Genomic DNA, 25,325 nt, shown 5'->3' with positions numbered 1-25,325 from the left:
CCCCGGGAGAAAATGTCGACTCATTCACAAGTCGTCTTACCTCCTTGGTGACCAGGAAACTTCTAGACAAGGTCAGCGTGGCACCATGCCGACGGTTGGCGACTCTATGGCGTGTCGGCGGTCCGCAGCAACACAATCCGCCGGACCCGGCAGGATGTGTCGGCAATGAAACATCCCGCTGTCAAGGGCGTACGGCCGTCGCACAGCAGGTTTCACCGGTGTGCGAATCGGTCGAAGGGTTACGTTCGAGGCGAGTTGACCGAGAGTCGCAAAGTGACCATACACACATCCGGCCGGACCTTGTCGGGCAAGGTCCGGCCGGGTGCGCGGGGTTGACGAGGTGTGTTGACGAATCGCCTTTTACCTGATGGTGACTTAGCGATTCATCAGGTCACAGGACTCGGTCGGGCGTCAGCCGAGCAGGGACTCCAGTTCCACGTGCTCCAGACCGTGCGCCTCTGCGACCTCCTTGTAAACGACCTTGCCGTCATGGGTGTTGAGACCCTTGGCGAGCGCGGCGTCGCGGCGCAGCGCCTCGACCCAGCCGTTGTTGGCGAGGGAGACGATGTACGGCAGCGTCGCGTTGGTGAGGGCGTTGGTGGAGGTGTTGGGCACCGCGCCGGGCATGTTGGCGACGCAGTAGAAGACCGAGTTGTGCACCTGGAAGGTCGGCTCGGCGTGCGTCGTCGGGTGGGAGTCCTCGAAGCAGCCGCCCTGGTCGATCGCGATGTCGACAAGAACACTTCCGGGCTTCATGCGGGCCACCAGCTCGTTCGTGACCAGCTTCGGGGCCTTGGCGCCCGGGATGAGGACCGCACCGATGACGAGGTCGGCGTCGAGGACGGCCTTCTCCAGCTCGAAGGAGTTGGACATGATCGCCTTGACCTTCGTACCGAAGATCTTGTCGGCCTCGCGCAGCTTGTTGATGTCGCGGTCGAGCAGGGTCACGTCGAAGCCCATGCCGACGGCGACCTGGGTGGCGTTCCAGCCGGAGACACCGCCGCCGATGACCACGCACTTGGCCGGGGTCACGCCCGGAACGCCGCCCGGCAGCACGCCACGGCCGCCGGCCGCGCGCATCAGGTGGTAGGCGCCGACCTGCGGGGCGAGGCGGCCCGCGACCTCGGACATCGGGGCGAGCAGCGGCAGCGCACGGTTGGGCAGCTCGACGGTCTCGTAGGCGATGGCCGTGGTGCCGGACTCGATGAGCGCGTCCGTGCACTCCTTGGAGGCGGCCAGGTGCAGGTAGGTGAAGAGGATCTGGTCCTTGCGGAGGCGGTGGTACTCCTCCGCGATGGGCTCCTTGACCTTCAGCAGCAGGTCGGCGGCGGCCCACACCTCGTCGGCGGTGTCGAGGATCCCGGCACCGGCGGAGACGTACTCCTCGTCCGTGATCGAGGAGCCGAGGCCGGCACCCCGCTCGATGACGACCTGGTGGCCGTTGCGCACCAGCTCGTGCACACCGGCGGGGGTGATGGCCACCCGGAACTCGTTGTTCTTGACCTCGCGGGGGATGCCGACCTTCACGTCGATCACGGTCCTTGGCTCAGAGGGTATGGGGGGTGCATTACAAGACATACCCAGGCATGCAGGGCACACCGGGAGACACCGCAGGAGAACGTGCGGCAGAGCCAGTTTAATGAAGGCGTTCCGCCTGTCTAGCCTTTCATTGCATCAATCTTCACTGGATGTACTGCGGATTTCGCAGGCGTTAGCGTCTTGATTCGGGCTTGCCTCGCTGTTCTGGGTCTCCTCGTCCAGCATGCGCCCGGCCGCCGCGCGGTGCAGACGGGCGGCGGTGGGGTCGCCGAGGTGCTCCAGGGTGTCGGCCAGCCTCAGCTGCACCGCGGCCTGCAACCGGACGTCCTCGGCGCGGCGCGCCCACTCCACCGCCTCCTGGCAGGTGCGCAGCGACTCCTCGAACCGCCCGGCGTACTCCTGCACCCGGGCCAGCTCGCTCAACGCCCGCGCGTGAGCCGCGACATCGCCGCTCCGGCGGTGGCCGGCGACGGCGGCCCGCCAGTTCCTGACGGCCTCGCCGTAGCGGCCCGCGTAGGTGTGCGTGGCGGCGATCCGGCCGTACAGCCGGGCCACCTGCTCGCGCTCACCTCGGGCCAGCCGCTCGGCGAGGGCCCGGCCGAACCAGTCGGCGGCCCGGTCGTAGTCCCCCAGCTCCTGGTACGCGCCACCTACGGATTCCATTGCGCGACCGGTGGCGTACGGGTCATTCGCCCTGCGTCCGGCGTCCAGAGCCAGCCGGTACCGTGCCAGCGCGGCCCGGGTACGGCCGGTCTGCGCGTCCACATCGCCGAGGTTCAGCAGCGCCGCGGCCTTCTCCCGGACCAGGCCGCGCCGCTCGGCGACATCCAGGACGAGGCTGTGCACGTCGTACAGATCGGCGGCCGCGGCCTGCGTGCCGACATGCGCGACCAGGGCCCTGACCAGCTGGGACATCAGCCGCCGGGCCAAGGTGTCCAGCTCGCCGTCGGCCACCGCGAGACGCGCGGACGCCAGCAGCGCCGGCCGGCGGATGCGCAGCCAGTCGGCTGCCGCGCGGGGATTCGGGAAGCGCAGCTCGCGGGGCATCGCGCTCAGCTTCTCCCGGGCCTGCGGGCTGTCCGTCTCGGTGATCGCCCGGCAGGACTGCAGCAGCCGTACGGTCCGCTCCAGCATCCGGGCCCGGGCCAGCTGCAGCTCCGCGGGCCGCTCGTGGTTCTCGGCGAGGGCGCGCAGCAGCGGGTGCAGACAGCCGGGGACGTCGTAGAGGGGCAGCGGGGCGTCCACGGCGCGCAGCAGGCCGAGGGTGACGAAGTCGTCCAGCACGGCGCGGGCCGCGCCGACCGAGCAGCCGGCGAGGGCCGAGGCCGTGTGCGGGTCGATCAGGCCGGCCGGGGCGAGGGAGAGCAGGGGCAGCATCCGGGCGGCCGGGCCGGGCAGCTCGCTGCGGACGTGCCGGAACATGCGGGCCAGCGGGGTGCCGTCGGTGCCGTCGTCGGCGGTGTGCAGCCGTTTGGCGAGGTCGGAGATGGCGGACTTGGGGCGGGCGGCGAGCCAGCCGCCGGCCAGGACCAGCGCGGCCGGGTGGCCCTGGCAGGCCTCGACCAGGCTCTCGGCGGAGCGCGGGTCGACCGTGATGCGGACCGCGCCGGTGTAGCGGGTGAGCAGTTCCACCGCGGACTTGGTGTCCAGGCCGCCCAGGGTGCAGGGCCGGACGTCCGCGATACCGGTGAGCGGGCCCGAGGAGACGGCCACCACCAGGCAGTCCGGGGCTTCCGGGAGCAGTGCGTCGACCTGCTCGGCGCCGGCCGCGTCGTCCAGGAGGAGCAGGGCACGGCGGTCGGCGAGGGCGGTGCGCAGCGCCTCGGTCAGGTCGTCCTCGGCCGCGCCGGCCGGGGCGGGCAGGTCCAACGCGGCGAGCAGCTCGCGGGCGGTGCGCGCGACCGGGACGGGACTGCCGTCGGGGTCGCTGAGCCGGGCCCGCAGCACCCCGTCGGGGTAACGGTCCGCCACCTGCCGTACGAGTTCCTCGGCGAGGGCGGTGCGGCCGGAGCCGGGGCGGCCCGCGATCAGCAGCACGCGCGCGCGGGGTGCCTTGCGGCCGGAGAGGGTGTCCAGGCCCGCGCGCTCGATGTCGGCGCGCAGTTCCTTCAACTCCCTTGTACGGCCCAGGAAACGGTCGTCCGCGTGCGCCGACAGCCGCACGAAGCCTGTGCCCACCGCCTGATCCGTCACGGGCCACACTCCCGTCCCACCGCACGCGCAGGCCCGCCGGACCCTCCCGGTACGGGCGTGCGCCTTCATTGGCTCGCTCGCGAGGAGCCTAGTTCACGCTCTGCGACGTGCCGGGAGGAGCGTGGCGGACGGGTCCCCTGATCGGATCAGGCGATCGTCACACCACTACGCCGTACGGGTGCTGTTCAGGGCGTGAAGGGGCGGGCCGGCCAGGGCGCGTCGGCCGGGCGCAGTGCGTCGAGGCCGTCGCCGCTGCGGGCGGCCACCAGCGAGAGGACGCCGACGACCAGGCAGTTGTTGTGCACGTCGCCGGCCAGGACGCGGCGCACCAGTTCCTCGACCGGTACGCGCGCCTGCTCCATGTCGGTCTCCTCGTGCTCCGCCGCGAACCGCTCGCCCTCGGCCGCGGACAGGTCACGGGCGAGGAAGATCCGTACGGCCTCGTCGCAGCCGCCGGGCGTGGTGTAGACGTCGGTCAGCACCCGCCAGTCCTCGGCCTTGACGTGCGCCTCCTCGTACAGCTCGCGCTGGGCGGCGTGCAGCGGGTTCTCACCGGGTACGTCGAGCAGGCCGGCCGGGATCTCCCACAGCCTGTACCGCACCGGGTGGCGGTACTGGTTGATGAGCAGTACCCGGTCCTCCTCGTCCAGGGCGAGAACGGCGACCGAACCGGGGTGGACCTGGTAGTCGCGGCGGGCCACCGAGCCGTCGGGCATGACCACCTCGTCGGTGCGCACGGAGGTCTTGTTGCCGGTGAAGGGCGTCTCCGTCGCCCGGATCTCCCACGCCTCGGCGGTGTCCTTGATCGTCATGCCCTGTCCTTCCCCACATGTGCACAAAGCGGCCGGGGCGCGATCGTTCTGAACCCGCGCGCCCCGGCCACCGTACAACTCTTGTGTTACTGCGAGATCTTCCGCTCGACAGCGGCCTTCACCAGGCCGGCGAACAGCGGGTGCGGACGCGTCGGCCGCGAGCGCAGCTCGGGGTGCGCCTGCGTGGCGACCAGGTAGGGGTGGACGTCACGCGGGTACTCCACGTACTCGACCAGCTTGCCGTCCGGCGAGGTGCCCGAGAACAGGATTCCGGCCTTCTTCTCCAGCTCCGCGCGATAGGCGTTGTTCACCTCGTAGCGGTGGCGGTGCCGCTCCTCGATGTACTCCTTGCCGTCGTACACCTCGCGCACGATCGAGCCCTCGGCGAGCTTGGCCGGGTACATGCCGAGCCGCATGGTGCCGCCCATGTCGCCCTCACCGGCGACGATGTCCAGCTGCTCGGCCATGGTGGAGATGACCGGGTGGCCGGTGGCCGGATCGAACTCGGTGGAATTGGCGTCCGGGATGTCGGCCAGGTTCCGCGCGGCCTCGATCACGATGCACTGCAGGCCCAGGCAGAGACCGAGCAGCGGGATCTTGTTCTCGCGGGCGAAGCGGATCGCGCCGACCTTGCCGAGCACCCCGCGGTCGCCGAAGCCGCCGGGGATGCAGATGCCGTCGACGTCGCCGAGCTGGGCCTTGGCGCCGGCCGGGGTCTTGCAGTCGTCCGAGGTGACCCACTTGATCTTCACGCGGGCGCGGTTGGCGAAGCCGCCGGCGCGCAGCGCCTCGGTCACCGACAGGTAGGCGTCGGGCAGGTCGATGTACTTGCCGACCAGGGCGAGGGTGATCTCGTGGTCGGGGTTGTGGACGCGGTCCAGCAGGTCGTCCCAGGTCGTCCAGTCGACGTCACGGAACGGCAGGTCGAGCTTGCGCACGACGTAGGCGTCCAGGCCCTCGGAGTGCACGACCTTCGGGATGTCGTAGATCGAGCGGGCGTCCGGGCAGGCGACCACGGCGGCCTCGTCGACGTCGCACATCAGCGAGATCTTCCGCTTGATCGCGGTCGGGACCTCGCGGTCGCAGCGCAGCACGATCGCGTCGGGCTGGATACCGATGTTGCGCAGCGCGGCGACGGAGTGCTGGGTCGGCTTGGTCTTCAGCTCGCCGGACGGGCCGATGTACGGCAGCAGCGAGATGTGCACGACGAAGACGTTGTCCCGGCCGACCTCGTGGCGGACCTGGCGGACGGTCTCCAGGAACGGCAGCGACTCGATGTCGCCGACGGTGCCGCCGACCTCGGTGATGACGACGTCCACCTCGTCGGTGGCCATGCGCCGGATGCGGTGCTTGATCTCATTGGTGATGTGCGGGATGACCTGCACGGTGTCGCCCAGGTACTCGCCGCGCCGCTCCTTGGCGATCACGGTCGAGTACACCTGGCCGGTGGTGACGTTGGCGGAGCCGTCCAAGTCGCGGTCGAGGAAGCGCTCGTAGTGTCCGATGTCGAGGTCGGTCTCGGCGCCGTCGTTGGTGACGAAGACCTCACCGTGCTGGAAGGGGTTCATGGTGCCCGGATCGACGTTCAGGTACGGATCCAGCTTCTGCATCACGACGCGCAGGCCGCGGGCCTTGAGCAGCATGCCCAGGCTGGAGGCGGTCAGGCCCTTGCCGAGCGAGGAGGCGACACCCCCGGTGACGAAGATGTGCTTGGTCGTCGTGGCTGTGCTGTTTCGAAAAGCAGCGGGCGGCATGGCCAAGAGGGGGCTCCCGTGGTCGCGATCTGTCGTGCGGTGCGGCTGCCGTCCCGGAGATCTCCGGGGGTGCCGTCGCTGCGGTTCGGGGGACGCCTTTTTCCTTTGGGGCCCACCGGTCCACGGGCTACCAGGGTATCAGCGCCTGGAGGAGATGGCTTCCGGCCACGCTCCGCGCTCACCCGGGCACGGGCCGCTCGCCCCACCGCCCGCTGCCGGGCCCCGGCCCGGGAAACGTCGCCTCATGTGTCATCACGGGCACACACAGGTCACATGGTTATCACCTGCTGCTCACCCGTTCGGCTCACACGGGTTGCCCGGAGCGGCACGCAGATCATCTACGTGCGTCGTATCCTGCTCGGACACTCGCTGCCGAGCCCGGCCGGAACGACGGCACACCCCCGCCTGCACCACCCGGAACAACGAGAGCGCGGCAGTTCGTTGAGCAAAGACTGTCGTATTGCCTCAGGGCTCGGCGGGCTGCTTTGCTTCACCGCTCAACGACGCATAACAACGACCCCTTGACCGCACTAGCGACAGCCCCCTGCGCGGGGGTGACGTGGCCGTTCGACTGGAGTTGCACGTGGCCGGGCGCATCGAAGACTACGCACTCATCGGAGACATGCAGACCGCAGCACTGGTCTGCCGGGACGGCACGGTGGACTGGCTGTGCCTGCCCCGCTTCGACTCGCATGCCATCTTCGCCGGCCTGCTGGGCACCGAGGAACACGGTTTCTGGCGGCTCGGCCCGGCCCACGCGGCCGACGTGCAGCCGCCCACGGCCACCCGGCGCAACTACCGGGGCGACTCGCTGATCCTGGAGTCGGAGTGGGACACCCCGCGCGGTACGGTCCGCGTGACCGATTTCATGCCCCCGCGTGAGGGCGCGCCGCAGCTGATCCGGATCGTCGAGGGCGTCACCGGCCGGGTGCCGATGCGCTCGGCCCTGCGCATGCGGTTCTCCTACGGCCGTGTCGTGCCCTGGGTGCACAAGCACGAGGGCCGCACGGTGGCGGTCGCCGGACCGGACTCGGTGTGGTTCGACACCGAGGCCGAGACCTACGGAAAGTCGCTGACGACGTACGCCGACTTCACCGTCGCCCCGGGTGACCGGATCGCGTTCACGATCTCGTGGCAGCCCTCGCACAGCGAGCCGCCGTCGCTGCCGGAGCCGGAGGCCTCGCTGGAGGCGACGGAGGAGTTCTGGCGCGAGTGGGTCGAGCACTGTACGTACCACGGGCCCTACCGCGAGGCGGTGGTCCGTTCGCTGATCACCCTGAAGGCCCTGACGTACGCACCCACGGGTGGCATCGTCGCCGCGCCGACGACCTCGCTGCCGGAGGACATCGGCGGCGTGCGCAACTGGGACTACCGCTACACCTGGCTGCGCGACGCAGCGATCACCCTGTCGTCCCTCCTGCGCACCGGCTACCGCGAGGAGGCCCGCGCCTGGCGCGAGTGGCTGCTGCGCGCGGTCGCCGGCGACCCCGAGAACCTGCAGATCATGTACGGCCTCGCGGGCGAACGCGAGCTGGGCGAGGCCGAGCTGGACTGGCTGCCGGGCTACGAGAACTCCGCCCCGGTCCGGGTCGGCAACGGCGCGGCGCACCAGCTCCAGCTGGACGTGTACGGCGAGGTCACCGAGGCCCTGCACCTGGCCCACATGACGGGCCTGGCCCGCCACGACTACGCCTCCCTGCTCCAGCTGAAGCTGATCCGCTATCTGGAGGACCACTGGCAGGAGCCGGACGAGGGCATCTGGGAGGTGCGCGGTCCGCGCCGGCACTTCGTGCACTCCAAGGTGATGGCCTGGGTCGCGGTGGACCGCACCATCAAGCTGATCGAGTCCGGGGACGCGGACGGCCCGCTGGAGCGCTGGAAGGAACTGCGCGACGACATCCACCGGGACGTGTGCGAGAAGGGCTACGACAAGGAGCGCAACACCTTCACGCAGTCCTACGGGTCCCAGGAGCTGGACGCCTCGCTGCTGCTCATCCCGCAGATGGGCTTCCTGCCGCCGGACGACAAGCGGGTGATCGGCACCATCGAAGCCATCCAGCGCGAGCTGTCCACCCAGGACGGGTTCATCCTGCGCTACCCGACGGAGGGCGACCACGCGGGCGTCGACGGCCTGCCGGGCGACGAGGGCGCCTTCCTGGCCTGCTCCTTCTGGATGGCCGACGACCTGGCGATGATCGGCCGCGTGGACGAGGCCCGCAAGCTCTTCGAAAAGCTGCTCGCGCTGCGCAACGACCTCGGTCTGCTGGCGGAGGAGTGGGATCCGCGTCTGCAACGGCAGGTGGGCAACTTCCCGCAGGCGTTCAGCCATGTGCCGCTGATCGACACGGCACTGCGGCTCACGGCGTCCGGGGCGTACGGGGGCTGAGCGGTCCGCCTAGGCTGACAGCAGCACCCTGTCCGGAAGGGGGCTGCCATGGCTGCCCGTGCCAGGGCGGGCGCGGCACTCGCCGCGCTCCGCGAGGATCTGTCCGGTGACGTGTTCGCCCCGGACGACCCGGGTTACGACGACACCCGCGGCGTCCTCAACGCCATGGCCGACCCTCGCCCGGCCGTGATCGCGCAGTGCGCGCACGCGGCCGACGTGGTCCGGGCCGTCCGCTTCGCACGCGAGCTGGACCTGCGCATCGCGGTGCGCGGCGGCGGATACGGCCTGGCGGGGGCCCGGGTCGACGGCGCGCTCCTGGTGGATCTGCGCCGGATGCGGGGCGTGACCGTCGATCCGGTGGCCGAGGCGGCCCGGGTCGAGGGCGGGGCCACGACGGACGACCTCGACCGGGCGACCCGGCCCCACGGCCTGGCGGCCACCGGCTGCCGAATGGCCGGGACCGGCGTCTGCGGCTTCGTGCTCGGCGGCGGCACCGGCCGGCTGGACCGTGCCTTCGGTCTCGCCGTGGACGACCTCATCGGGGTGGAGCTGGTGACCGCCGACGCCGAGCGGGTGCACGCCAGCGCCGACGACAACCCCGAGCTGTTCTGGGCGCTGCACGGCGGGGGCGGCAACTTCGGCGTCGCGACGGCACTCACGCTGGGGCTGCACGAGCTGCCCCAGTTCTCGGTGATGCTGCTGCTGTGCCTGCCGGAATTCGGCCCGGACGTGGTCCGCACCTTCCGCGAGATCATCCGTACCGGCCCGGACGAGGTGGGCGGCGCGGTGCTGTATCCGGCCCTGGACCGGGCGCTGTGCGGCGCGCTGCTGACGTATGCGGGTGGGGAGGCGGGGTTGCGCCGACTCACCGAACCGCTGCTGGCACTGCCGCACACCGCGGAGCTGACCGGTGCCGAGGCGCAAGGTCGGCTGTGCGCGACGGGCGGGCGGGCCCACTGGTCGGCGGAGTGCCTGATGGACCTGCCGGACGCGCTGGTGGACGTCTTCTGCGCCCGAGCGCAGGCGGTGCCGGTGCCGGGCGGCTTCCGGCACATGCTCCTGCCGCTGGGCGGTGCGGTCGTCACCGGGCCGGCCGCGTACCCGGTGCCGTACCGGGACGCGCCCTGGCTGCTGCACCCCTTCGCCCGCTGGACGGACCCGGCCGATGACCAGCGTGCTCTCGCCTGGGTGCGGGACGCGTGCGCCGATGTACGGCCGTGGAGCACCGGTGCCGTCCCCCTCGATCTCGTCGGCGACGAGGGACCCGAACGCGTCCGGGCGGGCCTGGGCGCAGGCAACCTGCTGCGGCTGGAGAAGGTCAAGCGGCGCTGGGACCCCGACAACGTCTTCCGCTTCAACCACAACATCCGGCCGATCTAGCGCAGAGCTGTCCCGCGGACGTTTGCGCAGGTAGCGTCCGCTGCATGGACAGCCGTACGGACAACCGACTCGACACCCAGGGCGCCGGGATCACCCTTCAGCGGGCGCTGGAACTGCCCGGACTGCGCAGCGGGCTGCCGGAGATCCTCGCGGGTGCCGACCGGCTGGGGCGCACGGTGCGCTGGGTGCACGCGGGCGAGGTGCCGAACATCGCCTCGCTGCTCAAGGGCGGCGAACTGCTGCTCACCACCGGCTACGGACTCGGTACCCGCCCGGCCGAGCAGCGGGCGTTCGTGCGCACCCTCGCCGAGCGCGGGATCGCCGCTCTGGTGGTGGAGCTGGGCCCGCGCTTCACGCGGCTGCCCGCCGCACTGGTGGACACCGCACGCAGCGCCGGACTCCCGCTGGTGCAGCTGCACCGCGAGGTGCCGTTCGTGACGGTGACCGAGGAGATCCACACCGAGATCGTCAACGGCCACTACGCCCTGCTGCAGCGGGCCGAGGAAGTGCACCGGCGCTGCACCGAGGCGCTGCTGGGCGGCGGCGGGGTGCCGCAGGTGCTGGGGATCCTGGCGGACTTCAGCGGCAACCCGGTGTTCCTGGAGACGTCCGACGGCCGCCTGCTGTACGCCGCCGGGGAGGGGCCCGAGGGCGCGGACCCGCTGCAGGTGTGGGAGGGGCTGCGCGGTCCGCAGAAGGACGCGCCGCCGCCCGCCGGCTCGGTGCTGGTGGATGTGCCGGGCGGCGGTCCCGGTACGGCGGGCTCGGTGCGGGCCCGGCTGGTCCTGCTGCCGGTCCGCGGGGCCCTGGCGCCGGTCCACCGGATCGCCGCCGAGCGGGCCGCGGGCATCCTGGCCGTGGTGCTGATGCAGGCCCGGCAGGAGGAGGAGCTGGCCGCCCGGGGGCGTGGTGACTTCCTCACCGATCTCGCCGAGGGCCGTATCGCTGCGGAGGACGCCCCCGCGCAGGCCCGGGTGCTCGGCTTCAAGCCCGGCGACAGCCCGCTGCTGCCGGTGGTGATGCGGATCGGCGACTCCCTCTCCCCCGGCGGAGGCTGGGCGGTGCTGGCGCGGGCGGTCTCCGAGGAGCTGGCCGCGGTGGGGGTGCCGGTGCTGCTGGGCGTGCGGCCGGTGGAGGGCCGGGTGCTGGTGCTGGTCGGGCTGCGCTCGGAGCCGGAGCGCCCGGCGGTCGCGGACCGGGTGGCGGCGGCGCTGCGGGCGGGCGTGGAGCGGGCCGGGATGCGCCGGCCGGGCTCGCCGCCGCCGGTGGTGGTCGTCGGTGTGGCGGGCGGCTGGGCGGCCGCGTCGGCCGGGCTGCGGCACGCGGCGGAGACGGCGACGGCGGCCCAGGGCCTGACCGACCGGCCCTGGTACGACGCCCGCCGCCTCGACATCGACCTGCTGATGTGGCGGCTGCGCGACCATCCGGACCTCGCCGCGTTCGTGGACCGTGCGATCGGCCCGCTGCGCGACCACGACCACCGCTCCAAGCCGCCGCTGCTGCCGACCCTGGAGACCTATCTGGCGCACGCGGGGCGCAAGGCCGAGACCGCCCGCGAACTGCACCTCAACCGACAGACCCTCTACAACCGGCTCGCGCGGATCGGGGAGTTGCTGGGCACCGACCTCGACGATCCGCAGACGGTCCTGGCGTTGAGCCTGGCACTCAGGGCCCGCAGGCACGTGCCCTAGGGGGTGTCGTTTGGATCAGGCCGGTCGGCACCCCCTAGGCCAGGGGCCTGGGCTGCGTCAACTCGTCGTACACGCTGAGCACTTGGGCGACCGTCTCGTCCTCGGTCGGCCACCCGGCGGCCTGCCGCACGCCCCGTTCGCACAGCTCCTCCCGGCGCTCCGGGTCCCCCAGGAGCCGTACGACGGTGTCCGCGAGCGCCGCCGGGTCGCCGTACGGGACGAGTTCGGCCGCGTCGCCGACGAGGTCGGGGATGCCGCCGACCCGGGTCGCGACGAGCGGCACGCGCGCGTACAGCGCCTCCTGGGCGAGCACGGACCGGGATTCCCAACTGCTGGTCAGCAGCGCCAGATCGGCGGCGGCGAGCAGCTCGGGCACGTCCTCGCGGTGCCCGATGAGCCGCACCGGCAGCTCCTCGTCCTCGATCCGCCGCAGCAGCGCCCCACGCAGCGGCCCTTCCCCGGCGATGACGACCAGCGGCACGGGGTCCAGGTCCCGCCAGGCGCGGGCCGCGTCGAGCAGGACGTCGTAGCCGCGCTGCCGGTCGAGGGAGCCGACCGCGATGAGCAACGGGCGTCCGGTGGCACCGAGTTCGGCCCGGACCTTGGGACGCAGCCGGTCGGGGTCGTCGAGGACGACCGGACGGCGCTGCCCCGGCAGGCCGACGGCGGCGAGCCGGGCGTCCCGCGCCCCCGTCCGCCGGGCCCGGTCCACCAGGTCGGGGCTGGTGCCGAGGACCACGGCCGCCGTGCGCATCACCCGCCGTTCCAGCAACCGCAGCAGATGCGCTCGGGGGCCCTCCGCCTGCGCCCGGTTGTGCCAGGTGACCACCAGCGGGGTGCGCCGGCCGCTGAGCGCGAGGACGGCGCGGAAGGAGGCGTGCAGCCCGTGCGCGTGCACCAGGTCGGCGTGCGCGCAGGCCGTCCGCAGTGCGGCCACCGAGACGGGGTCGCTGCTGCGAGGCACGTGCACATGTTCGGCGCCGGCGGCGGTGAAGTCGTAGGCGCGGTCGGCCTCGACGGGGGCGCACACCGTGACCCGCACGCCCCTCGCCACGAGCCCCTCGGCCAGCGAGCGCACATGCGCACTGCTGCCGGCGTTGCCTCCGCCCAGCACCTGCACGGTGCGCAGCGGCGACTGGCCGTGCGGTGCGTTGCTGCTCAGAGGGGTCACGGGGCCGGCGCTCCTGGTTCTGCGTGGGCGGTCACGAGGAAACGTACAGAAGGTAGCGGGCTCAGGGGGGCGGAAGGACGTACCCCGCGCGCCTCCCGCGCGGACCGTGTTCCCTCAAGCATGCCAGGGGAACCGGCCGTTACGGGAAATCCGGCGGGCGCACAGTGCGGCGGGCCGGGGCAATGCGCCGGAGCATGTCACCCACACGGGTGAGCGACACCCCGGCACGGACGACCGGCCCCCACCGCATACGGCAAGGTCAGACGCTCACAGCGCCCGCGCCCAGGCGCTCACCCGGTCCCCCTGGACCGTGGCCGCGACGACCGCGACGGCGTGCGCGAGAAGGGCGGGGCGCTGATTGCCGGCCACGACGGCCGCCCCCAGCGCCGCGCCGAGGGCGTGCGCCCCCGTGTCCCCGATCATCGTGCGCTCGCCGAGGTCCTCGGGCAGGACGGCCGCGGCGGCGCCAACGACGGCGGCGGCCAGCTCCCCCGCCGGGCCGCTGCGCAGCAGACCCGGCGCCCCGAGTGCGAGCACGGCACCGGCCGCCCGGCCGGGCCGTACATCGAGGAGGTTGACGACGTGCGCGGCCCCGGCGATGACGACACCGGCGAGCACCTTGTCGAGGAACCGCTCCTTCATCAGCGCGCCGGCCACCAGCCCGGCCGCCGATATCCCGAACAGCTTCACGGCCCCGCTGGTGACCTCCCCGTCCCGCAGGGCCCCCAGGTGTGCCCGGAACCCACGGCGCGGATCCCCGGCCCCGGCGACATCGTCGTACGCCCCGCACACCCCGGCCGCCAGCACGGCGAGCCCGGCACCGGGGTGCGCCCGCCCGGCCGCTACGGCGACCGAGACGGCGGAGGCGGGGCCGGCGTACAGCCCGACGGGCCGGCCCGCGTGGTTCTTCCGCTCCCAGCGCTCCCGTCCGCCGGGCGCACTGCAACGGAGCAGGGCCTGGCCGGCCCGGGTGAGCGCGGCGGACAGCAGGAACGAGCGGGACTTTCGCTGGACGATCATCCCGCCACCCTAGAACCCGCCCCCGGGCCGGAACCCGCCTACAGCTCGGCCCGCGCCGTGGCCAGCAGTTCCTCCGCGTGCGCCCGGGCCGTCTCGGAGTCCTCCTGGCCGGCCAGCATCCGGGACAGCTCGCGGACGCGCTCCTCGCCCTCCAGCACCTTCACGCCGGAGCGGGTGACCGACCCGTCGTTGGTCTTCTCGACCAGCAGCTGCCGGTCGGCGAAGGCGGCGACCTGGGGCAGGTGGGTGACCACGACGACCTGCGCGGTCCTGGCGAGCTTCGCCAGCCGCCGCCCGATCTCGACCGCGGCCTTGCCGCCGACACCGGCGTCGACCTCGTCGAAGAGATAGGTCGGCACGGGATCCGTGCCCGCGAAGACGACCTCGACGGCGAGCATCACGCGGGACAGCTCACCGCCGGACGCACCCTTGGCGATGGGCCGCGGCGGCGCGCCCGGGTGCGGGGCGAGCAGCAGCTCGACCTCGTCGACGCCCGACGGCCCGTAGGCCACGGTACGCCCGCCGACCTCGACACCCTCCGGGTCCTCGGTCTGGCGGATGTCGAAGGACACGCGCGCGTGGGGCATCGCCAGCGAGGCCAGCTCGGCGGTCACGGCGGCGGCGAACCGCTCGGCGGCCTCCGTCCGCGCATCCGTCAACGCCTGTGCCAGACCGCCCAGTTCGGTCCGCAGCGCGTCCCGCTCGGCGGTCAGCTCATCGATCCGCTCGTCGTCGCCGTCCAGCTCCGTCAGCCGCGCGGCACTCTGCTCGGCCCAGGCGAGGACGGCATTGACGTCGTCGCCGTACTTCCGGGTGAGGGCGGTCAGGGCGGCCCGGCGCTCCTCGACGGCGGCCAGCCGCAGCGGATCGGCGTCGAGGTCGTCGGCGTAGCCCGCCAGCTCCCCGGCGACGTCGCCGAGCAGGATCCCGATCTCCCCGATCCGGTCGGCGAGCGAGGCCAGCGCCGGATCGTGCGAGCGCACGGCCTCCAGCGCCCGGTGCGCGCCCGCGACGAGCGTCGACGCGTCGATCCCCTCGGGGTCCTCGGGATTGCCCGCGAGAGCGGCGTGCGCGGCCGTCGCGGCGGACGACAGCGCCTCCGCGTGCCCCAGCCGCTCGGCCTCCTCGGCCAGCTCGACGTCCTCCCCGGCCCGCGGCTCGACGGCGGCGATCTCCTCCAGTCCGTACCGCAGCATGTCGGCTTCCTGTGCCCGCTCACGCGCGCGCGTGACGATCTCCTCCAGCTCGGCGGAGACGGCCCGCAGCCGCCGGTAGGCCTCGGAGTACTTGGCGAGCGGCACGGCGACGGCGTCGCCCGCGTACCGGTCCAGGGCCTGCCGCTGCCGGGACAGTTTCAGCAGCCCCTGCTGGTCGGTCTGCCCGTGCACGGCCACCAGGTCGTCGGCCAGCTCGGCCAGCAGCCCCACAGGGACGCTGCGCCCGCCCAGGTGCGCCCGGGAGCGACCCTCGGCGGAAACGGTACGGCTGATCAGCAGGGCCCCGTCGTCCAGCTCGGCCCCGGCCTCCTCGGCGCGTACGGCGGCGGCGGCGTCCGCGGGGACGGTGACCCGCCCCTCCACGACCGCTTTCCCGGCGCCGATCCGCACGAGCGCCGGGTCCGCCCGTCCACCGAGCAGCAGCCCCAGGCTGGTGACCACCATGGTCTTGCCCGCACCCGTCTCACCGGTGACGGCGGTGAACCCGGGCGACAGTTCGACGACGGCATCGTCGATGACCCCGAGCGACCGTATCCGCATCTCCTCCAACACGGAACAGACCATACGAGGTCCGGGGCGGGGAGTGCACACAGGCCGCTCTTTCTAGTGAGGCGCCCCTCGCCACCCGGTCGTCGGCAACGCGAATTTCGCCACCAACCGATCCGTGAACGACGAATGGTGCAGCCGGGCCAGCCGCACCGGCACGGCCCCCCGTCGCACCTCCACCCGCGCCCCGGGCGGCAGCTCCACGGTCCGCCGCCCGTCACACCACAGGACCCCCGGCGGGATGTGCGGCAGCACCTCCACGGCGAGCACCGAATCCGGCGACGTGACCAGCGGCTTGGCGAACAGCGCATGCGCACTGATCGGCACCATCAGCAGCGCCTCCACCTCGGGCCACACCACCGGCCCGCCCGCGGAGAAGGCGTACGCCGTGGACCCGGTGGGCGTGGAGAGGATCACCCCGTCGCACCCGAACTCCGACACCGGCCGCCCGTCGATCTCCAGCACGACTTCCAGCAGCTTCTCGGCACCGGCCTTCTGCACGGCCGCCTCGTTCAGCGCCCAGTCCGTGTGCACGATGTCCCCGTTGCGGTGCACGACGACATCGACGGTCATCCGCTCCTCGACCTCGTAGGAGCGTGCCACCACCCGGTCGACCACCCGATCGAGGTCGTCCCGTTCGGCCTCCGCGAGGAACCCCACCCGTCCGAGGTTGACGCCGAGCATCGGTACCCCGGAGGCCCGCGCGAACTCGGCACCCCGCAGCAGCGTGCCGTCGCCGCCGAGCACGATCAGCAGCTCGCACCCGTCGAGGCACTGCGGGGTGGCCTCCTTGACCAGCTGCACCTCGTCCGGCAGCGGCAGGTCGCGCGCCTCCTCCTCCAGCACCCGCACCCCGATGCCGTGCCGCAGCAGGCCCTTGACGACGAGTTCCGCACTGCGGATCGCCGCGGGCCGCCCGGTGTGGGCAAGCAGGAAAACAGTACGCGCCAGGTTCTGTGTCAACGCGGCCCCTCCGCCACTGCACGGTCGACGTCGGCCGGGTCCACCTGGGGTGCCCCCGCCCGCAGCCAGAGAAAGTACTCGACGTTCCCCGAGGGGCCGGGCAGCGGGCTGGCGGTGACACCTTGCACCCCGAGCCCCAGCTCCCAGGCCTTCTCGGCCACTCCCCGCACGGCCTCCGCGCGCAGCTGCGGACTCCGTACGACACCCCCGCTGCCGAGCCGCTCCTTGCCCACCTCGAACTGCGGCTTGACCATCATCACCAGGTCGGCGTCCGGCTTCACGCACCGCTTGAGGGCCGGCAGCACCAGCCCGAGCGGGATGAAGGACAGATCACCCACGACAAGATCCACAGGCTCCCCATCGATCGCCTCGAGCGTCAACTCGCGTACGTTCGTACGGTCCTTGACGGTGACGCGTTCATCGCTCTGCAGAGACCAGGCGAGCTGTCCGTATCCCACGTCCACGGCGACGACGTGTGCGGCGCCCGCGCGCAGCAGGACGTCGGTGAAGCCGCCGGTGGAGGCGCCGGCGTCCAGCGCGCGCCGGCCCTCGACGACGAGCCCCTGCGGGACGAACGCGTCGAGCGCGCCGGCGAGCTTGTGGCCGCCCCGGGAGACGTAGTCCGGGTCGCTGTCGTCGGCCTGGACCACGATCGCGGCGGCGGTCTCCACCTGGGTGGCCGCCTTGGTCGCCACGGTCTTGCCGACGGTGACCCGCCCGGCGGCGATCAGCTGGCTGGCGTGCTCACGCGAACGCGCGAGCTTCCGGCGGACCAGCTCCGCGTCCAGACGGCGACGTGCGACTCCTGCCACGTTCGGTTCAGCTCCTGTGTCGGTACGCCGGTGACGGCGTCTGTTGGTGCGAGGGCGGGGGCACCGGAGGTCCCGGGCGGGCGTCGAGCGCGGTGAGCGCGTCGCGCAGCCCCCGGTGTACATCCTCGTACACCTCGACGTGTCCGTCGGTGGCGAGGTGGTCGGCGTCGGCCAGCCGCGCCAGCTGGGCGTCGACCTCCGCGTTGCCGGTGGGGGTGCGCGGGACGTTCAGGGGGGCGGGCGCGGCGGAGTCGTACGCCTCCGGTGCCTCCACCGCCTCCACCGGGATCTCCGTCTGCGGAACCGAGTCGCTCATGCCCAGACGCTACCCCGAACCGCTGGGGTACCGTCGTGGGCGATGGCCACGATCGAGGAGTGCCGCGCCGCGCTGGGAAAGCTTTCGGACAACATGCAGGGCGCCGAGGGCGACGTTCGTGCGGCTGCCGCCCTGGACCGCTCGGTGAGCTGTCACATCACCGATCTGGACGTCACGTTCGTCGGCCGGATGACGGGCGGCCGGATCGAGGTGGACGACACCCGTCCGGGACCGCCGCGCGAGAAGGCGCAGATCAGGCTCGCCATGGCCGGGGACGATCTGGTGGGCCTGGTGGACGGCCGGCTGAACTTCGCGACCGCCTGGGGGACGGGCCGGGTGAAGCTGGAGGCGAGCCTGCTGGATCTGTTCCGGCTCAGGAAGTTGCTGTGACCTTCGCCGCGCGTGCCTTGCGGGCCGCCGGTACGACCAGCGGGGTGCCGGTCTCCGGGTCGTCGATGACCTGACACCGCAGGCCGAACACCTGCTCCACCAGCTCGGCCGTGACGATGTCGTTCGGGGCGCCCTCGGCGATCACCTCGCCGCCGCGCAGGGCGATGAGGTGCGTGGCGTAGCGGGCGGCGTGGTTGAGGTCGTGCAGGACGGCGACCAGGGTGCGGCCCTGGGTCTCGTGCAGCTCGGCGCACAGGTCGAGGACGTCGATCTGGTGCTGGATGTCGAGGTAGGTGGTCGGCTCGTCCAGGAGCAGCAGCGGCGTCTGCTGGGCGAGCGCCATGGCGATCCACACCCGCTGCCGCTGCCCGCCGGACAGCTCGTCGACATACCGGTCGGCCAGCCCGTCGACCCCGGTCTGCCGCATCGACTCCTGGACGACCCGCTCGTCCTGAGCCGACCACTGGCGCAGCAGGCTCTGGTGCGGGTAGCGGCCGCGGCCGACGAGGTCGGCGACGGTGATGCCGTCGGGCGCGAGGGACGACTGCGGGAGCAGGCCCAGGGTCCGCGCCACCTTCTTGGCGGGCATCGACTGGATGACCTGCCCGTCCAGCAGCACCCTGCCCTCACTGGGCTTGAGCATCCGGGACAGCGCCCGCAGCAGCGTCGACTTGCCGCACGCGTTCGGGCCGACGATCACCGTGAAGGAGTTGTCGGGGATCTCCACCGACAGCTGTTCGGCGATGACGCGCTGGTCGTAGGCGAGGGTGACGTTCTCGGCGGACAGACGGTTCACAGTGCTCCTCTTGCTGTCTGACTCGGGGACGGCGCTCATATCCGGCCCGCCCTGCGCTCGGCGACCAGCAGCCACAGCAGATAGCAGCCGCCGAGGACACCGGTGACCACGCCGACGGGCAGCTGGTCGGCACCGAACGCGCGCTGCGAGGCCCAGTCGGCGGCGACCAGCAGGGTGGCGCCCATGCACAGGGACGGCAGCAGGTTCGGGCCCGGCGAGCGGGTCAGGCGCCGGGCCAGTTGCGGCGCGGTGAGCGCGACGAAGCTGACGGGTCCGGCGGCGGCGGTGGCGGCCGCGGTGAGCAGTACGGCGGAGACCATCAGCACCAGCCGGACGCGCTGCACCCGCACCCCGAGGGCGTTCGCGACGTCGTCGCCCATCTCCGTCATCCGCAGCCCGCGCGCGTTCACGAGGACCAGCGGGACGAGGACGGCACACAGGGCGAGCAGCGGCCACACCTGGTCCCAGTCGCGGCCGTTGAGGGATCCGGTCATCCACACGACCGCGCGGGCCGCGTCGACCAGGTCGGCCTTGGTGAGCAGATAGCCGTTGACGGCCGTCATGATCGCGGAGACGCCGATGCCGACCAGGACGAACCGGTATCCGTGCACGCCCTGCTTCCAGGCGAGCAGATAGATGGCGAGTCCGGTCACCAGGCCGCCGATCAGCGCCCCGAAGGTGACCTGGGTGGCCGTCCCGGACATCAGCACGATGACGACCAGCGCGCCGGCCGTCGAGCCCTGGGAGAGGCCCAGCACGTCCGGGCTGCCGAGCGGGTTGCGCGAGAGGGACTGGAACAGCGCGCCGCCGAGGCCGAGCGAGGCGCCGACCAGCAGCCCCACCAGCACACGCGGCAGGCGCAGTTCGTTGACGATGAAGTCCTGGTACGCGGTGCCGTTACCGGCCAGGGTCCTGAGCACATCACCTGCGGGTATCTTCGCGTCACCGGTGCCGATCAGCGCGACGCCCAGAGCACACGCGGCGGCCAGCAGCAGGACGACGACGACCAGGGCCCGCAGGTCCAGGCGCAGGGAGAGCCCGCCGGGAGTGCGTACGGCCCGGTTCATGGGGCGGGTCTTCACAGCTGGGCCGTCCTCCGCCGTCGTACGAGAAAGATGAAGACCGGGCCGCCGATGAGCGCGGTGACGATGCCGACCTGGAGTTCCGAGGGACGGGCCACGACCCGGCCGACGACGTCGGCGCCGAGCAGCAGCACCGGGGACAGGACCGTGGCGTACGGCAGGATCCAGCGCAGGTCGGGGCCGGTGAAGGAGCGCACCACGTGGGGGACCATCAGGCCGACGAACACGATCGGCCCGCAGGCGGCGGTGGCGGCACCGCACAGCACGGTGGCGGCCAGCATGGCCAGGGCACGGGTGCGGCCCAGGTGGGCGCCGAGGGCGCGGGCGGTGTCGTCGCCCATCTCCATGGCGTTCAGCGGCCGGGCCAGCGCCAGGGCGAGGGCCGTGCCGACCGCGAGGAACGGCAGCACCTGCAGGATGGTCGAGTCGGTGGCCGAGGCCAGCGAACCCACCGTCCAGAAGCGCATTTTGCCCAGCGCCGCATCGTCCATGATCATCACGGCCTGGAGATAGCCGTACAGGGCGGCGCTGATCGCCGTACCGGCGAGGGCGAGCCGTACCGGAGTGGCGCCCCGGCTGCCGCCGAGGAACCACACCAGGGCGCCGACCGCCGCCGCCCCCAGGAAGGCGAACCACACATAGCCGGTGAGGCTGGTGACGCCGAAGTAGGTGATGGCCGTGACGACGGCGGCGGAGGCACCCGCGTTGATCCCGAGCAGTCCCGGGTCGGCCAGCGGATTGCGGGTGAGCGCCTGGAGCACCGCACCCGCGAGGCCGAGCGCGGCACCGGCCAGCAGGCCGAGAACCGTGCGGGAGAGCCGCTCGTCGACGACGACATCGCCGTAGGTCCCCGTGTCGTGGAACAGGCCGTGCCAGACCTGGTCCGGCGACAGTGCTTTCGCCCCGATCGCGATGCTCGCCACGGCGACGAGCATCAGGATCGCGGCGGACAGCAGGAGCCCAAGGGCCCTGACCGCTCGGCGGGTTGGGGGCGCGGGGGCGGTCTCCGCGCGTGGTTCCGGAGGACTGTCGACCAACACGAGGTTAGGTTAGCCTACCCTCGCCCCTGATCTCGATCCCCGGCTGCCGATGCGTCACAGTCCAAGACGGGCCAGCGCCTTCCCTCCGTCCAGCTCGCAGGAGCCCTCCCCGGCCGCCGTCCAGGCCGCCGCGCACAGGGCCCGCAGTCCGTCCAGCGCCTCGCCGTCCCCCTCCAGCTCCAGCCGGTCCGCCCCGGCCGTCGCCGTGAACCCGCCGCAACGGAAGCTCCCCGAGACCGCGGTGACCTCCGGCTGACCGGTGAGCAACCCGCGCAGATCGGCGTCCACATAGGTCGGCCGGTGCTGCGGCGGCGCCGCCAGCAGCCGGGCGCCGTCCGTGACACCGGTCAGTACCAGCAAGGAGTCGACCTCGCCGTTGAACGCGCCCTCGATGTCCGTGTCCAGCCGGTCACCGACCACCAGCGGCCGCTTCGCACCCGTCCGGATGACCGTCTCGCGGTGCATCGGCGGCAGCGGCTTGCCAGCCACCCGAGGCTCCTTGCCCGTCGCGATCCGTACGACCTCCACGGCCGCCCCGTTGCCCGGCGCGATGCCCCGCCCGCTCGGAATCGTGAGATCGGTGTTGGAGGCGAACCACGGCACACCGCGCGCGACCGCGTACGCCGCCTCCGCGAACCGCCCCCAGGTCAGATCCGGCCCGCCGTACCCCTGCACGACCGCCGCCGGATCGTCGTCCGCCGACTCCACGGGGGTCAGCCCCCGCTCGCGCAGCGCCACCCGCAGCCCCTCACCGCCGATCACCAGCACCCGCGCCCCGGCCGGCACCTGCTCACTGATCAGCCGCGCGACCGCCTGCGCCGACGTGATGACGTCGTCGGCAGCCGTCGGTATCCCCAGCTCCGTCAGATGCTCCGCCACCGTGTCCGGGGTCCGCAGCGCGTTGTTGGTGACGTACGCCAGATGCATCCCGCCCGAGCGCGCCACCGCCAGCGAGTCCACCGCGTGCGCGATCGCGTTCCCGCCCGCGTACACCACCCCGTCCAGATCGAGCAGCGCCGTGTCGTACGCCTCGCTCAGGGGCTGCCCACTGCCCTCGGGCCTCGTCCTGACCGTCTGGCTCATTCCACATCGCTCCTCGTTCGCCGACGTTCAAAGGCTTTCCATCGCCTTTCCCCCGATCATCCCGCACACCACTGACACACGTACGATGCCGGGATGAACACTGCAGGTCACTCGGAAGCAACGGCGCGCCGAGGCCTGGAACTCACCCCGTTCCGCGGCCTTCGCTACGACCCCGACCGGGTCGGCAGCCTGGCCTCCGTCACCTCACCGCCGTACGACGTCGTCGTCCGCCCCGACGGGGTGCACCACCTCCAGTCGGCCGATCCGCACAACATCGTTCGGCTGATCCTTCCTCAGGCCGGCACGCCCAGCGCCCGCACCGAACAGGCGGCCGACACCCTGCGCCGCTGGCTGGACGAGGGCATCCTCGCCGCGGACCCGGAACCCGGCCTGTACGTCTACGAACAGCGGGACGGAGGCGACATGCTGCAGCGGGGTGTCATCGGCCTGCTGCGGGTCTCGCACCCGGCCGAGGGCGTGGTGCTGCCGCACGAGGACGTCATGCCGCCGGTGGTCGCCGACCGCGCGGCCCTGATGCGGGCCACGCGCGCGAACCTGGAACCGCTGCTGCTGACCTACCACGGCGACGGCACGGCCGCCGAGGTCATCGAGCGCACGGCGGAGAAGCCCCCGCTGCTGGACACGACCACCGAGGACGGCTACCACCACCGTCTCTGGTCCATCACCGACCCCACCGACCTGGCCCGTATCCAGTCCGACCTCGCCCACCAGCAGGCCCTGATCGCCGACGGCCACCACCGCTGGGCCACCTACCTGCGGCTACGCGCGGAGCACCCCTCCCCCAGCCCCTGGGACCACGGCCTGGTGCTGCTCGTCGACACCGCCCGCTACCCGCTGCGCGTCCGCGCCATCCACCGCCTGCTGCACGGCCTGCGGGTCGCGGACGCGCTCGCGGCCGTGGAGGGCCTGTTCCGGGTACGGCACCTCGACACACCGCTCACCGAGGCACTGGCGGCGCTCGCGGACGCGTCCTGCGCGGGCAACGCCTTCCTGCTGGCCGGCGACGGCGCCTTCCACCTGCTCGACCGCCCGGACCCGGCCCTGCTGGCCCGGACGATCCCGGTCGACCGCCCGGCCGCCTGGCGTTCCCTGGACGCGACGGTCCTGCACCACACGCTGCTGGACCACGTCTGGCACATCCCCGAGGACTCCGCAGCCCACATCGCCTACATCCATGACACGGCCGCGACGGTCGACAAGGCGGAACACGACGGCAGTACGGCCGTCCTGATGCACCCCGTCCGCGAGGAGGTCGTACGCGACCTGGCCCGCCACGGCGTGACGATGCCCCGTAAGTCGACGTCGTTCGGCCCGAAACCGGCGTCGGGGCTGGTGCTGCGGGCCCTGGAGATCTGAGCGCGCGTTCCGAGCGCCCGATCCGAGCGCCCGGAACGAGAAGAGGGCAGACCCTGGGGCCTGCCCTCTTCTCTCCTGTGCTCTTACTCGTCGCCGTCCGCGTCGGAAGGCTTCTCCGGCTCACCCTGGCCCTCGTCCAGAGCGTCGACGAACTCCACGCCGTCCAGCTCGGCGAGCCGGTCGGAGGCGTCCGTGCTGCCGTCCCGGTCGGCTTCCACGGCCTTGGCGAACCACTCCCGCGCTTCGGCCTCCCGGCCGGCGGCCAGCAGGGCGTCGGCATAGGCGTACCGCAGGCGCGCGGTCCACGGCTGGACCGAGTTGGAGGCCAGCTCCGGGCTCTGCAGGGTCACGATGGCCGCGTCCAGCTGGCCCATGTCACGCCGGGCACCGGCCGCGACGAGCCGCATCTCGACTTGACCGGCCTTGTCCAGCTTGTGCACCTCGGAAGCGCCGGCCATGTCCAGGGCCTTCTCGGGCCGCCCGAGCCCACGCTCACAGTCGGCCATCACCGGCCAGAGGTCCACGGTGCCGGTCATCCGCCGCGCGGCCCGGAACTCGGCGAGGGCTTCGGAGTACTTCTGGCTCGCGTACGCCGCGAACCCGGCGGCCTCGCGTACGGCGGCCACACGGGACGCCAGACGCAGGGCCACCTTGGAGTAGCCGTAGGCGCCCTCGGGGTCCTCGTCGATGAGCCGGGCCACCATCACCAGGTTCTTGGCGACATCGTCCGCGAGCGTCTTGGGCAGGCTCTGCAGCTCCTGCCGGACGTCCTTGTCGATCTCGTCGCCGGTGACGTCCTCCGGGATCGGCAGCCTCTTGATCGGCTCGCGGTCACGGTCACGATCCCGGTCACGCTCATCGCGGAAGCGGCCACCGCCCCTGCGGTCGTCACGCCGGTCGTCACGCCCCCGGAAGCCACCGGGCCGACCACCACGGTCGTCGCGACGGGGTCCACGTCCACCGCGGTCGTCGCGGCCCCGGAATCCACCGCGCTCGCCACGGTCGTCACGGCGGTCGTCACGCCGGTCGTCGCGGCGGTCGTCACGCCGGTCGTCGCGGCGGAAGCCGCCGCGGTCGCCACGGGTGTCATCGCGCCGGCCGTAACCGCCACGGTCGTCGTCACGACGGTAGGACGGACGGTCCCCGCCACGGTCGTCGCGACGGAAGCCGCCACGGTCGTCACGGCGGTCGTCCCGACGCGGCCCACGGTCACGGTCGTCGCGCTGGAAGGCCGGACGCGAACCCCGGTCACCCTCACGACGATCATCCCGACGGCCGTAACCACCACGGTCGTCACGACCCCGGAATCCACCCCGATCGTCACGCCGGTCGTCACGCCGGTCGTCACGCCGGTCATCCCGGCGGTCATCCCGGCGGTCATCCCGGCGGTCGTCACGGCGGAAGCCGCCGCGGTCACCACGGTTGTCATCACGCCGGCCGTAACCGCCACGGTCGTTGTCGCGGCGGTAGCCACCACGGTCGCCCCGGTAGCCCCCACGATCAGCGCGGTCACCACTGTCCCGTCGCCGCTGGTCGCGCTCCGGTCGGTCGTCGGGAGAGTTGGTGGACATGGTGACTCCTGTCTTAGGTACCGCAAGCATTGTAAAAACAAAAGGACCCCTGGTCCCAGCTGAACGCTGGTGACCAGGGGTCCTTCCAAAGATTGTTCGGCGGCGTCCTACTCTCCCACAGGGTCCCCCCTGCAGTACCATCGGCGCTGTGAGGCTTAGCTTCCGGGTTCGGAATGTAACCGGGCG

21 protein-coding genes and 1 rRNA gene are annotated in these 25,325 nt (G+C 72.3%); 5 read left to right on the top strand and 17 right to left on the bottom strand.

The window, feature by feature from the left end:
* Positions 1 to 411: 411 nt before the first annotated feature.
* From ald to ACIGXP_RS35810, 4 genes are all read right to left on the bottom strand, one after another.
* Positions 412 to 1,536 (bottom strand): alanine dehydrogenase, encoded by a 1,125-nt coding sequence (gene ald, locus ACIGXP_RS35825; protein WP_351242394.1) that lies wholly within the window; start codon positions 1,534 to 1,536, stop codon positions 412 to 414.
* 138 nt (positions 1,537 to 1,674) lie between these two features.
* A complete protein-coding gene (locus ACIGXP_RS35820; RefSeq protein WP_399775600.1) occupies positions 1,675 to 3,732 on the bottom strand; it encodes a tetratricopeptide repeat protein in 2,058 nt (685 codons plus the stop codon).
* A 185-nt stretch (positions 3,733 to 3,917) separates the two neighbouring features.
* Complete coding sequence (locus ACIGXP_RS35815; RefSeq protein ID WP_399775598.1) at positions 3,918 to 4,544, bottom strand: NUDIX domain-containing protein; 627 nt, start codon at positions 4,542 to 4,544, stop codon at positions 3,918 to 3,920.
* 86 nt (positions 4,545 to 4,630) lie between these two features.
* Complete coding sequence (locus ACIGXP_RS35810; protein ID WP_363218224.1) at positions 4,631 to 6,298, bottom strand: CTP synthase; 1,668 nt, start codon at positions 6,296 to 6,298, stop codon at positions 4,631 to 4,633.
* 583 nt (positions 6,299 to 6,881) lie between these two features.
* Between ACIGXP_RS35810 and ACIGXP_RS35805 the strand changes: the two genes are divergently transcribed.
* The 3 genes from ACIGXP_RS35805 to ACIGXP_RS35795 are packed head-to-tail and all read left to right on the top strand — an operon-like array spanning position 6,882 to position 11,755.
* A complete protein-coding gene (locus tag ACIGXP_RS35805) occupies positions 6,882 to 8,684 on the top strand; it encodes a glycoside hydrolase family 15 protein (protein ID WP_363218225.1) in 1,803 nt (600 codons plus the stop codon).
* 48 nt (positions 8,685 to 8,732) lie between these two features.
* Positions 8,733 to 10,064: an FAD-binding oxidoreductase gene (locus tag ACIGXP_RS35800; RefSeq protein ID WP_399775596.1), complete on the top strand. Its 1,332-nt coding sequence runs from the start codon at positions 8,733 to 8,735 to the stop codon at positions 10,062 to 10,064.
* Between the two features lie 44 nt (positions 10,065 to 10,108).
* Complete coding sequence (locus ACIGXP_RS35795; RefSeq protein ID WP_399775594.1) at positions 10,109 to 11,755, top strand: PucR family transcriptional regulator; 1,647 nt, start codon at positions 10,109 to 10,111, stop codon at positions 11,753 to 11,755.
* Positions 11,756 to 11,789: 34 nt separating this feature from the next.
* Here the strand turns inward: ACIGXP_RS35795 and ACIGXP_RS35790 are convergent, their stop codons facing one another.
* From ACIGXP_RS35790 to ACIGXP_RS35765, 6 genes are all read right to left on the bottom strand, one after another.
* Positions 11,790 to 12,926, bottom strand: coding sequence for a glycosyltransferase family 4 protein (locus ACIGXP_RS35790; RefSeq protein WP_363218214.1), 1,137 nt, complete (start codon positions 12,924 to 12,926; stop codon positions 11,790 to 11,792).
* Positions 12,927 to 13,193: 267 nt separating this feature from the next.
* A complete protein-coding gene (locus ACIGXP_RS35785) occupies positions 13,194 to 13,946 on the bottom strand; it encodes a hypothetical protein (protein WP_399775592.1) in 753 nt (250 codons plus the stop codon).
* 38 nt (positions 13,947 to 13,984) lie between these two features.
* Complete coding sequence (recN, locus tag ACIGXP_RS35780; RefSeq protein WP_399775590.1) at positions 13,985 to 15,727, bottom strand: DNA repair protein RecN; 1,743 nt, start codon at positions 15,725 to 15,727, stop codon at positions 13,985 to 13,987.
* A gap of 39 nt (positions 15,728 to 15,766) precedes the next feature.
* Positions 15,767 to 16,672, bottom strand: a complete 906-nt coding sequence (locus ACIGXP_RS35775; RefSeq protein WP_031162432.1) for an NAD kinase — start codon at positions 16,670 to 16,672, stop codon at positions 15,767 to 15,769.
* Positions 16,669 to 17,484, bottom strand: a complete 816-nt coding sequence (locus ACIGXP_RS35770; protein ID WP_399775588.1) for a TlyA family RNA methyltransferase — start codon at positions 17,482 to 17,484, stop codon at positions 16,669 to 16,671. The genes ACIGXP_RS35775 and ACIGXP_RS35770 overlap by 4 nt, the downstream gene beginning before the upstream one ends.
* 7 nt (positions 17,485 to 17,491) lie before the next feature.
* A complete protein-coding gene (locus ACIGXP_RS35765; protein ID WP_363218218.1) occupies positions 17,492 to 17,800 on the bottom strand; it encodes a hypothetical protein in 309 nt (102 codons plus the stop codon).
* A 42-nt stretch (positions 17,801 to 17,842) separates the two neighbouring features.
* Here ACIGXP_RS35765 and ACIGXP_RS35760 point away from each other — a divergent pair, with 42 nt between their 5' ends.
* Positions 17,843 to 18,190 (top strand): SCP2 sterol-binding domain-containing protein, encoded by a 348-nt coding sequence (locus ACIGXP_RS35760; RefSeq protein ID WP_363218219.1) that lies wholly within the window; start codon positions 17,843 to 17,845, stop codon positions 18,188 to 18,190.
* On the opposite strand, the gene ACIGXP_RS35755 is transcribed toward ACIGXP_RS35760, so the two are convergent.
* Genes ACIGXP_RS35755 through ACIGXP_RS35740 form a run of 4 tightly spaced genes read right to left on the bottom strand, consistent with a single transcriptional unit; the run spans position 18,174 to position 22,191 of the window.
* Entirely contained in the window at positions 18,174 to 19,025 is an 852-nt protein-coding gene (locus ACIGXP_RS35755) for an ABC transporter ATP-binding protein (RefSeq protein ID WP_399775585.1), read from the bottom strand. The two genes, ACIGXP_RS35760 and ACIGXP_RS35755, sit on opposite strands and share 17 nt — an antisense overlap.
* Positions 19,022 to 20,053, bottom strand: a complete 1,032-nt coding sequence (locus ACIGXP_RS35750; protein ID WP_399775791.1) for a FecCD family ABC transporter permease — start codon at positions 20,051 to 20,053, stop codon at positions 19,022 to 19,024. The genes ACIGXP_RS35755 and ACIGXP_RS35750 overlap by 4 nt, the downstream gene beginning before the upstream one ends.
* 11 nt (positions 20,054 to 20,064) lie before the next feature.
* The gene (locus tag ACIGXP_RS35745; protein WP_399775583.1) at positions 20,065 to 21,108 is read right to left on the bottom strand and encodes a FecCD family ABC transporter permease; all 1,044 of its coding nucleotides are present in this window, start codon (positions 21,106 to 21,108) and stop codon (positions 20,065 to 20,067) included.
* A 54-nt stretch (positions 21,109 to 21,162) separates the two neighbouring features.
* Positions 21,163 to 22,191, bottom strand: a complete 1,029-nt coding sequence (locus tag ACIGXP_RS35740) for an HAD hydrolase-like protein (protein ID WP_399775581.1) — start codon at positions 22,189 to 22,191, stop codon at positions 21,163 to 21,165.
* A gap of 93 nt (positions 22,192 to 22,284) precedes the next feature.
* Here ACIGXP_RS35740 and ACIGXP_RS35735 point away from each other — a divergent pair, with 93 nt between their 5' ends.
* A complete protein-coding gene (locus tag ACIGXP_RS35735) occupies positions 22,285 to 23,568 on the top strand; it encodes a DUF1015 domain-containing protein (RefSeq protein ID WP_363218223.1) in 1,284 nt (427 codons plus the stop codon).
* Positions 23,569 to 23,651: 83 nt separating this feature from the next.
* Here ACIGXP_RS35735 and ACIGXP_RS35730 read toward each other — a convergent pair whose 3' ends face one another.
* From ACIGXP_RS35730 to rrf, 3 genes are all read right to left on the bottom strand, one after another.
* Complete coding sequence (locus ACIGXP_RS35730) at positions 23,652 to 24,380, bottom strand: hypothetical protein (RefSeq protein WP_399775789.1); 729 nt, start codon at positions 24,378 to 24,380, stop codon at positions 23,652 to 23,654.
* On the bottom strand, positions 24,272 to 25,081 hold the full coding sequence (locus ACIGXP_RS35725; RefSeq protein WP_399775787.1) for a hypothetical protein: 810 nt from the start codon (positions 25,079 to 25,081) through the stop codon (positions 24,272 to 24,274). Before ACIGXP_RS35725 ends, ACIGXP_RS35730 begins: the two co-directional genes overlap by 109 nt.
* 152 nt (positions 25,082 to 25,233) lie before the next feature.
* A 5S ribosomal RNA gene (gene rrf / locus ACIGXP_RS35720) occupies positions 25,234 to 25,325 on the bottom strand; the annotation flags it as partial.

The organism is Streptomyces sp. NPDC053069 (assembly GCF_044546895.1).
In the GTDB taxonomy this organism is placed as follows: domain Bacteria; phylum Actinomycetota; class Actinomycetes; order Streptomycetales; family Streptomycetaceae; genus Streptomyces.
Note: the sequence above shows the minus strand (reverse complement) of the source record. Positions and strands in the feature narration are given on the sequence as shown.

Coding starts and splice junctions, on each gene's coding strand:
- ACIGXP_RS35815 (WP_399775598.1), bottom strand. CDS start 4,544: ATGACGATCAAGGACACCGCCGAGGCGTGGGAGATCCGGGCGACGGAG.
- ACIGXP_RS35810 (WP_363218224.1), bottom strand. CDS start 6,298: ATGCCGCCCGCTGCTTTTCGAAACAGCACAGCCACGACGACCAAGCAC.
- ACIGXP_RS35800 (WP_399775596.1), top strand. CDS start 8,733: ATGGCTGCCCGTGCCAGGGCGGGCGCGGCACTCGCCGCGCTCCGCGAG.
- ACIGXP_RS35795 (WP_399775594.1), top strand. CDS start 10,109: ATGGACAGCCGTACGGACAACCGACTCGACACCCAGGGCGCCGGGATC.
- ACIGXP_RS35785 (WP_399775592.1), bottom strand. CDS start 13,946: ATGATCGTCCAGCGAAAGTCCCGCTCGTTCCTGCTGTCCGCCGCGCTC.
- recN (WP_399775590.1), bottom strand. CDS start 15,727: ATGGTCTGTTCCGTGTTGGAGGAGATGCGGATACGGTCGCTCGGGGTC.
- ACIGXP_RS35765 (WP_363218218.1), bottom strand. CDS start 17,800: ATGAGCGACTCGGTTCCGCAGACGGAGATCCCGGTGGAGGCGGTGGAG.
- ACIGXP_RS35760 (WP_363218219.1), top strand. CDS start 17,843: ATGGCCACGATCGAGGAGTGCCGCGCCGCGCTGGGAAAGCTTTCGGAC.
- ACIGXP_RS35755 (WP_399775585.1), bottom strand. CDS start 19,025: ATGAGCGCCGTCCCCGAGTCAGACAGCAAGAGGAGCACTGTGAACCGT.
- ACIGXP_RS35750 (WP_399775791.1), bottom strand. CDS start 20,053: ATGAACCGGGCCGTACGCACTCCCGGCGGGCTCTCCCTGCGCCTGGAC.
- ACIGXP_RS35740 (WP_399775581.1), bottom strand. CDS start 22,191: ATGAGCCAGACGGTCAGGACGAGGCCCGAGGGCAGTGGGCAGCCCCTG.
- ACIGXP_RS35735 (WP_363218223.1), top strand. CDS start 22,285: ATGAACACTGCAGGTCACTCGGAAGCAACGGCGCGCCGAGGCCTGGAA.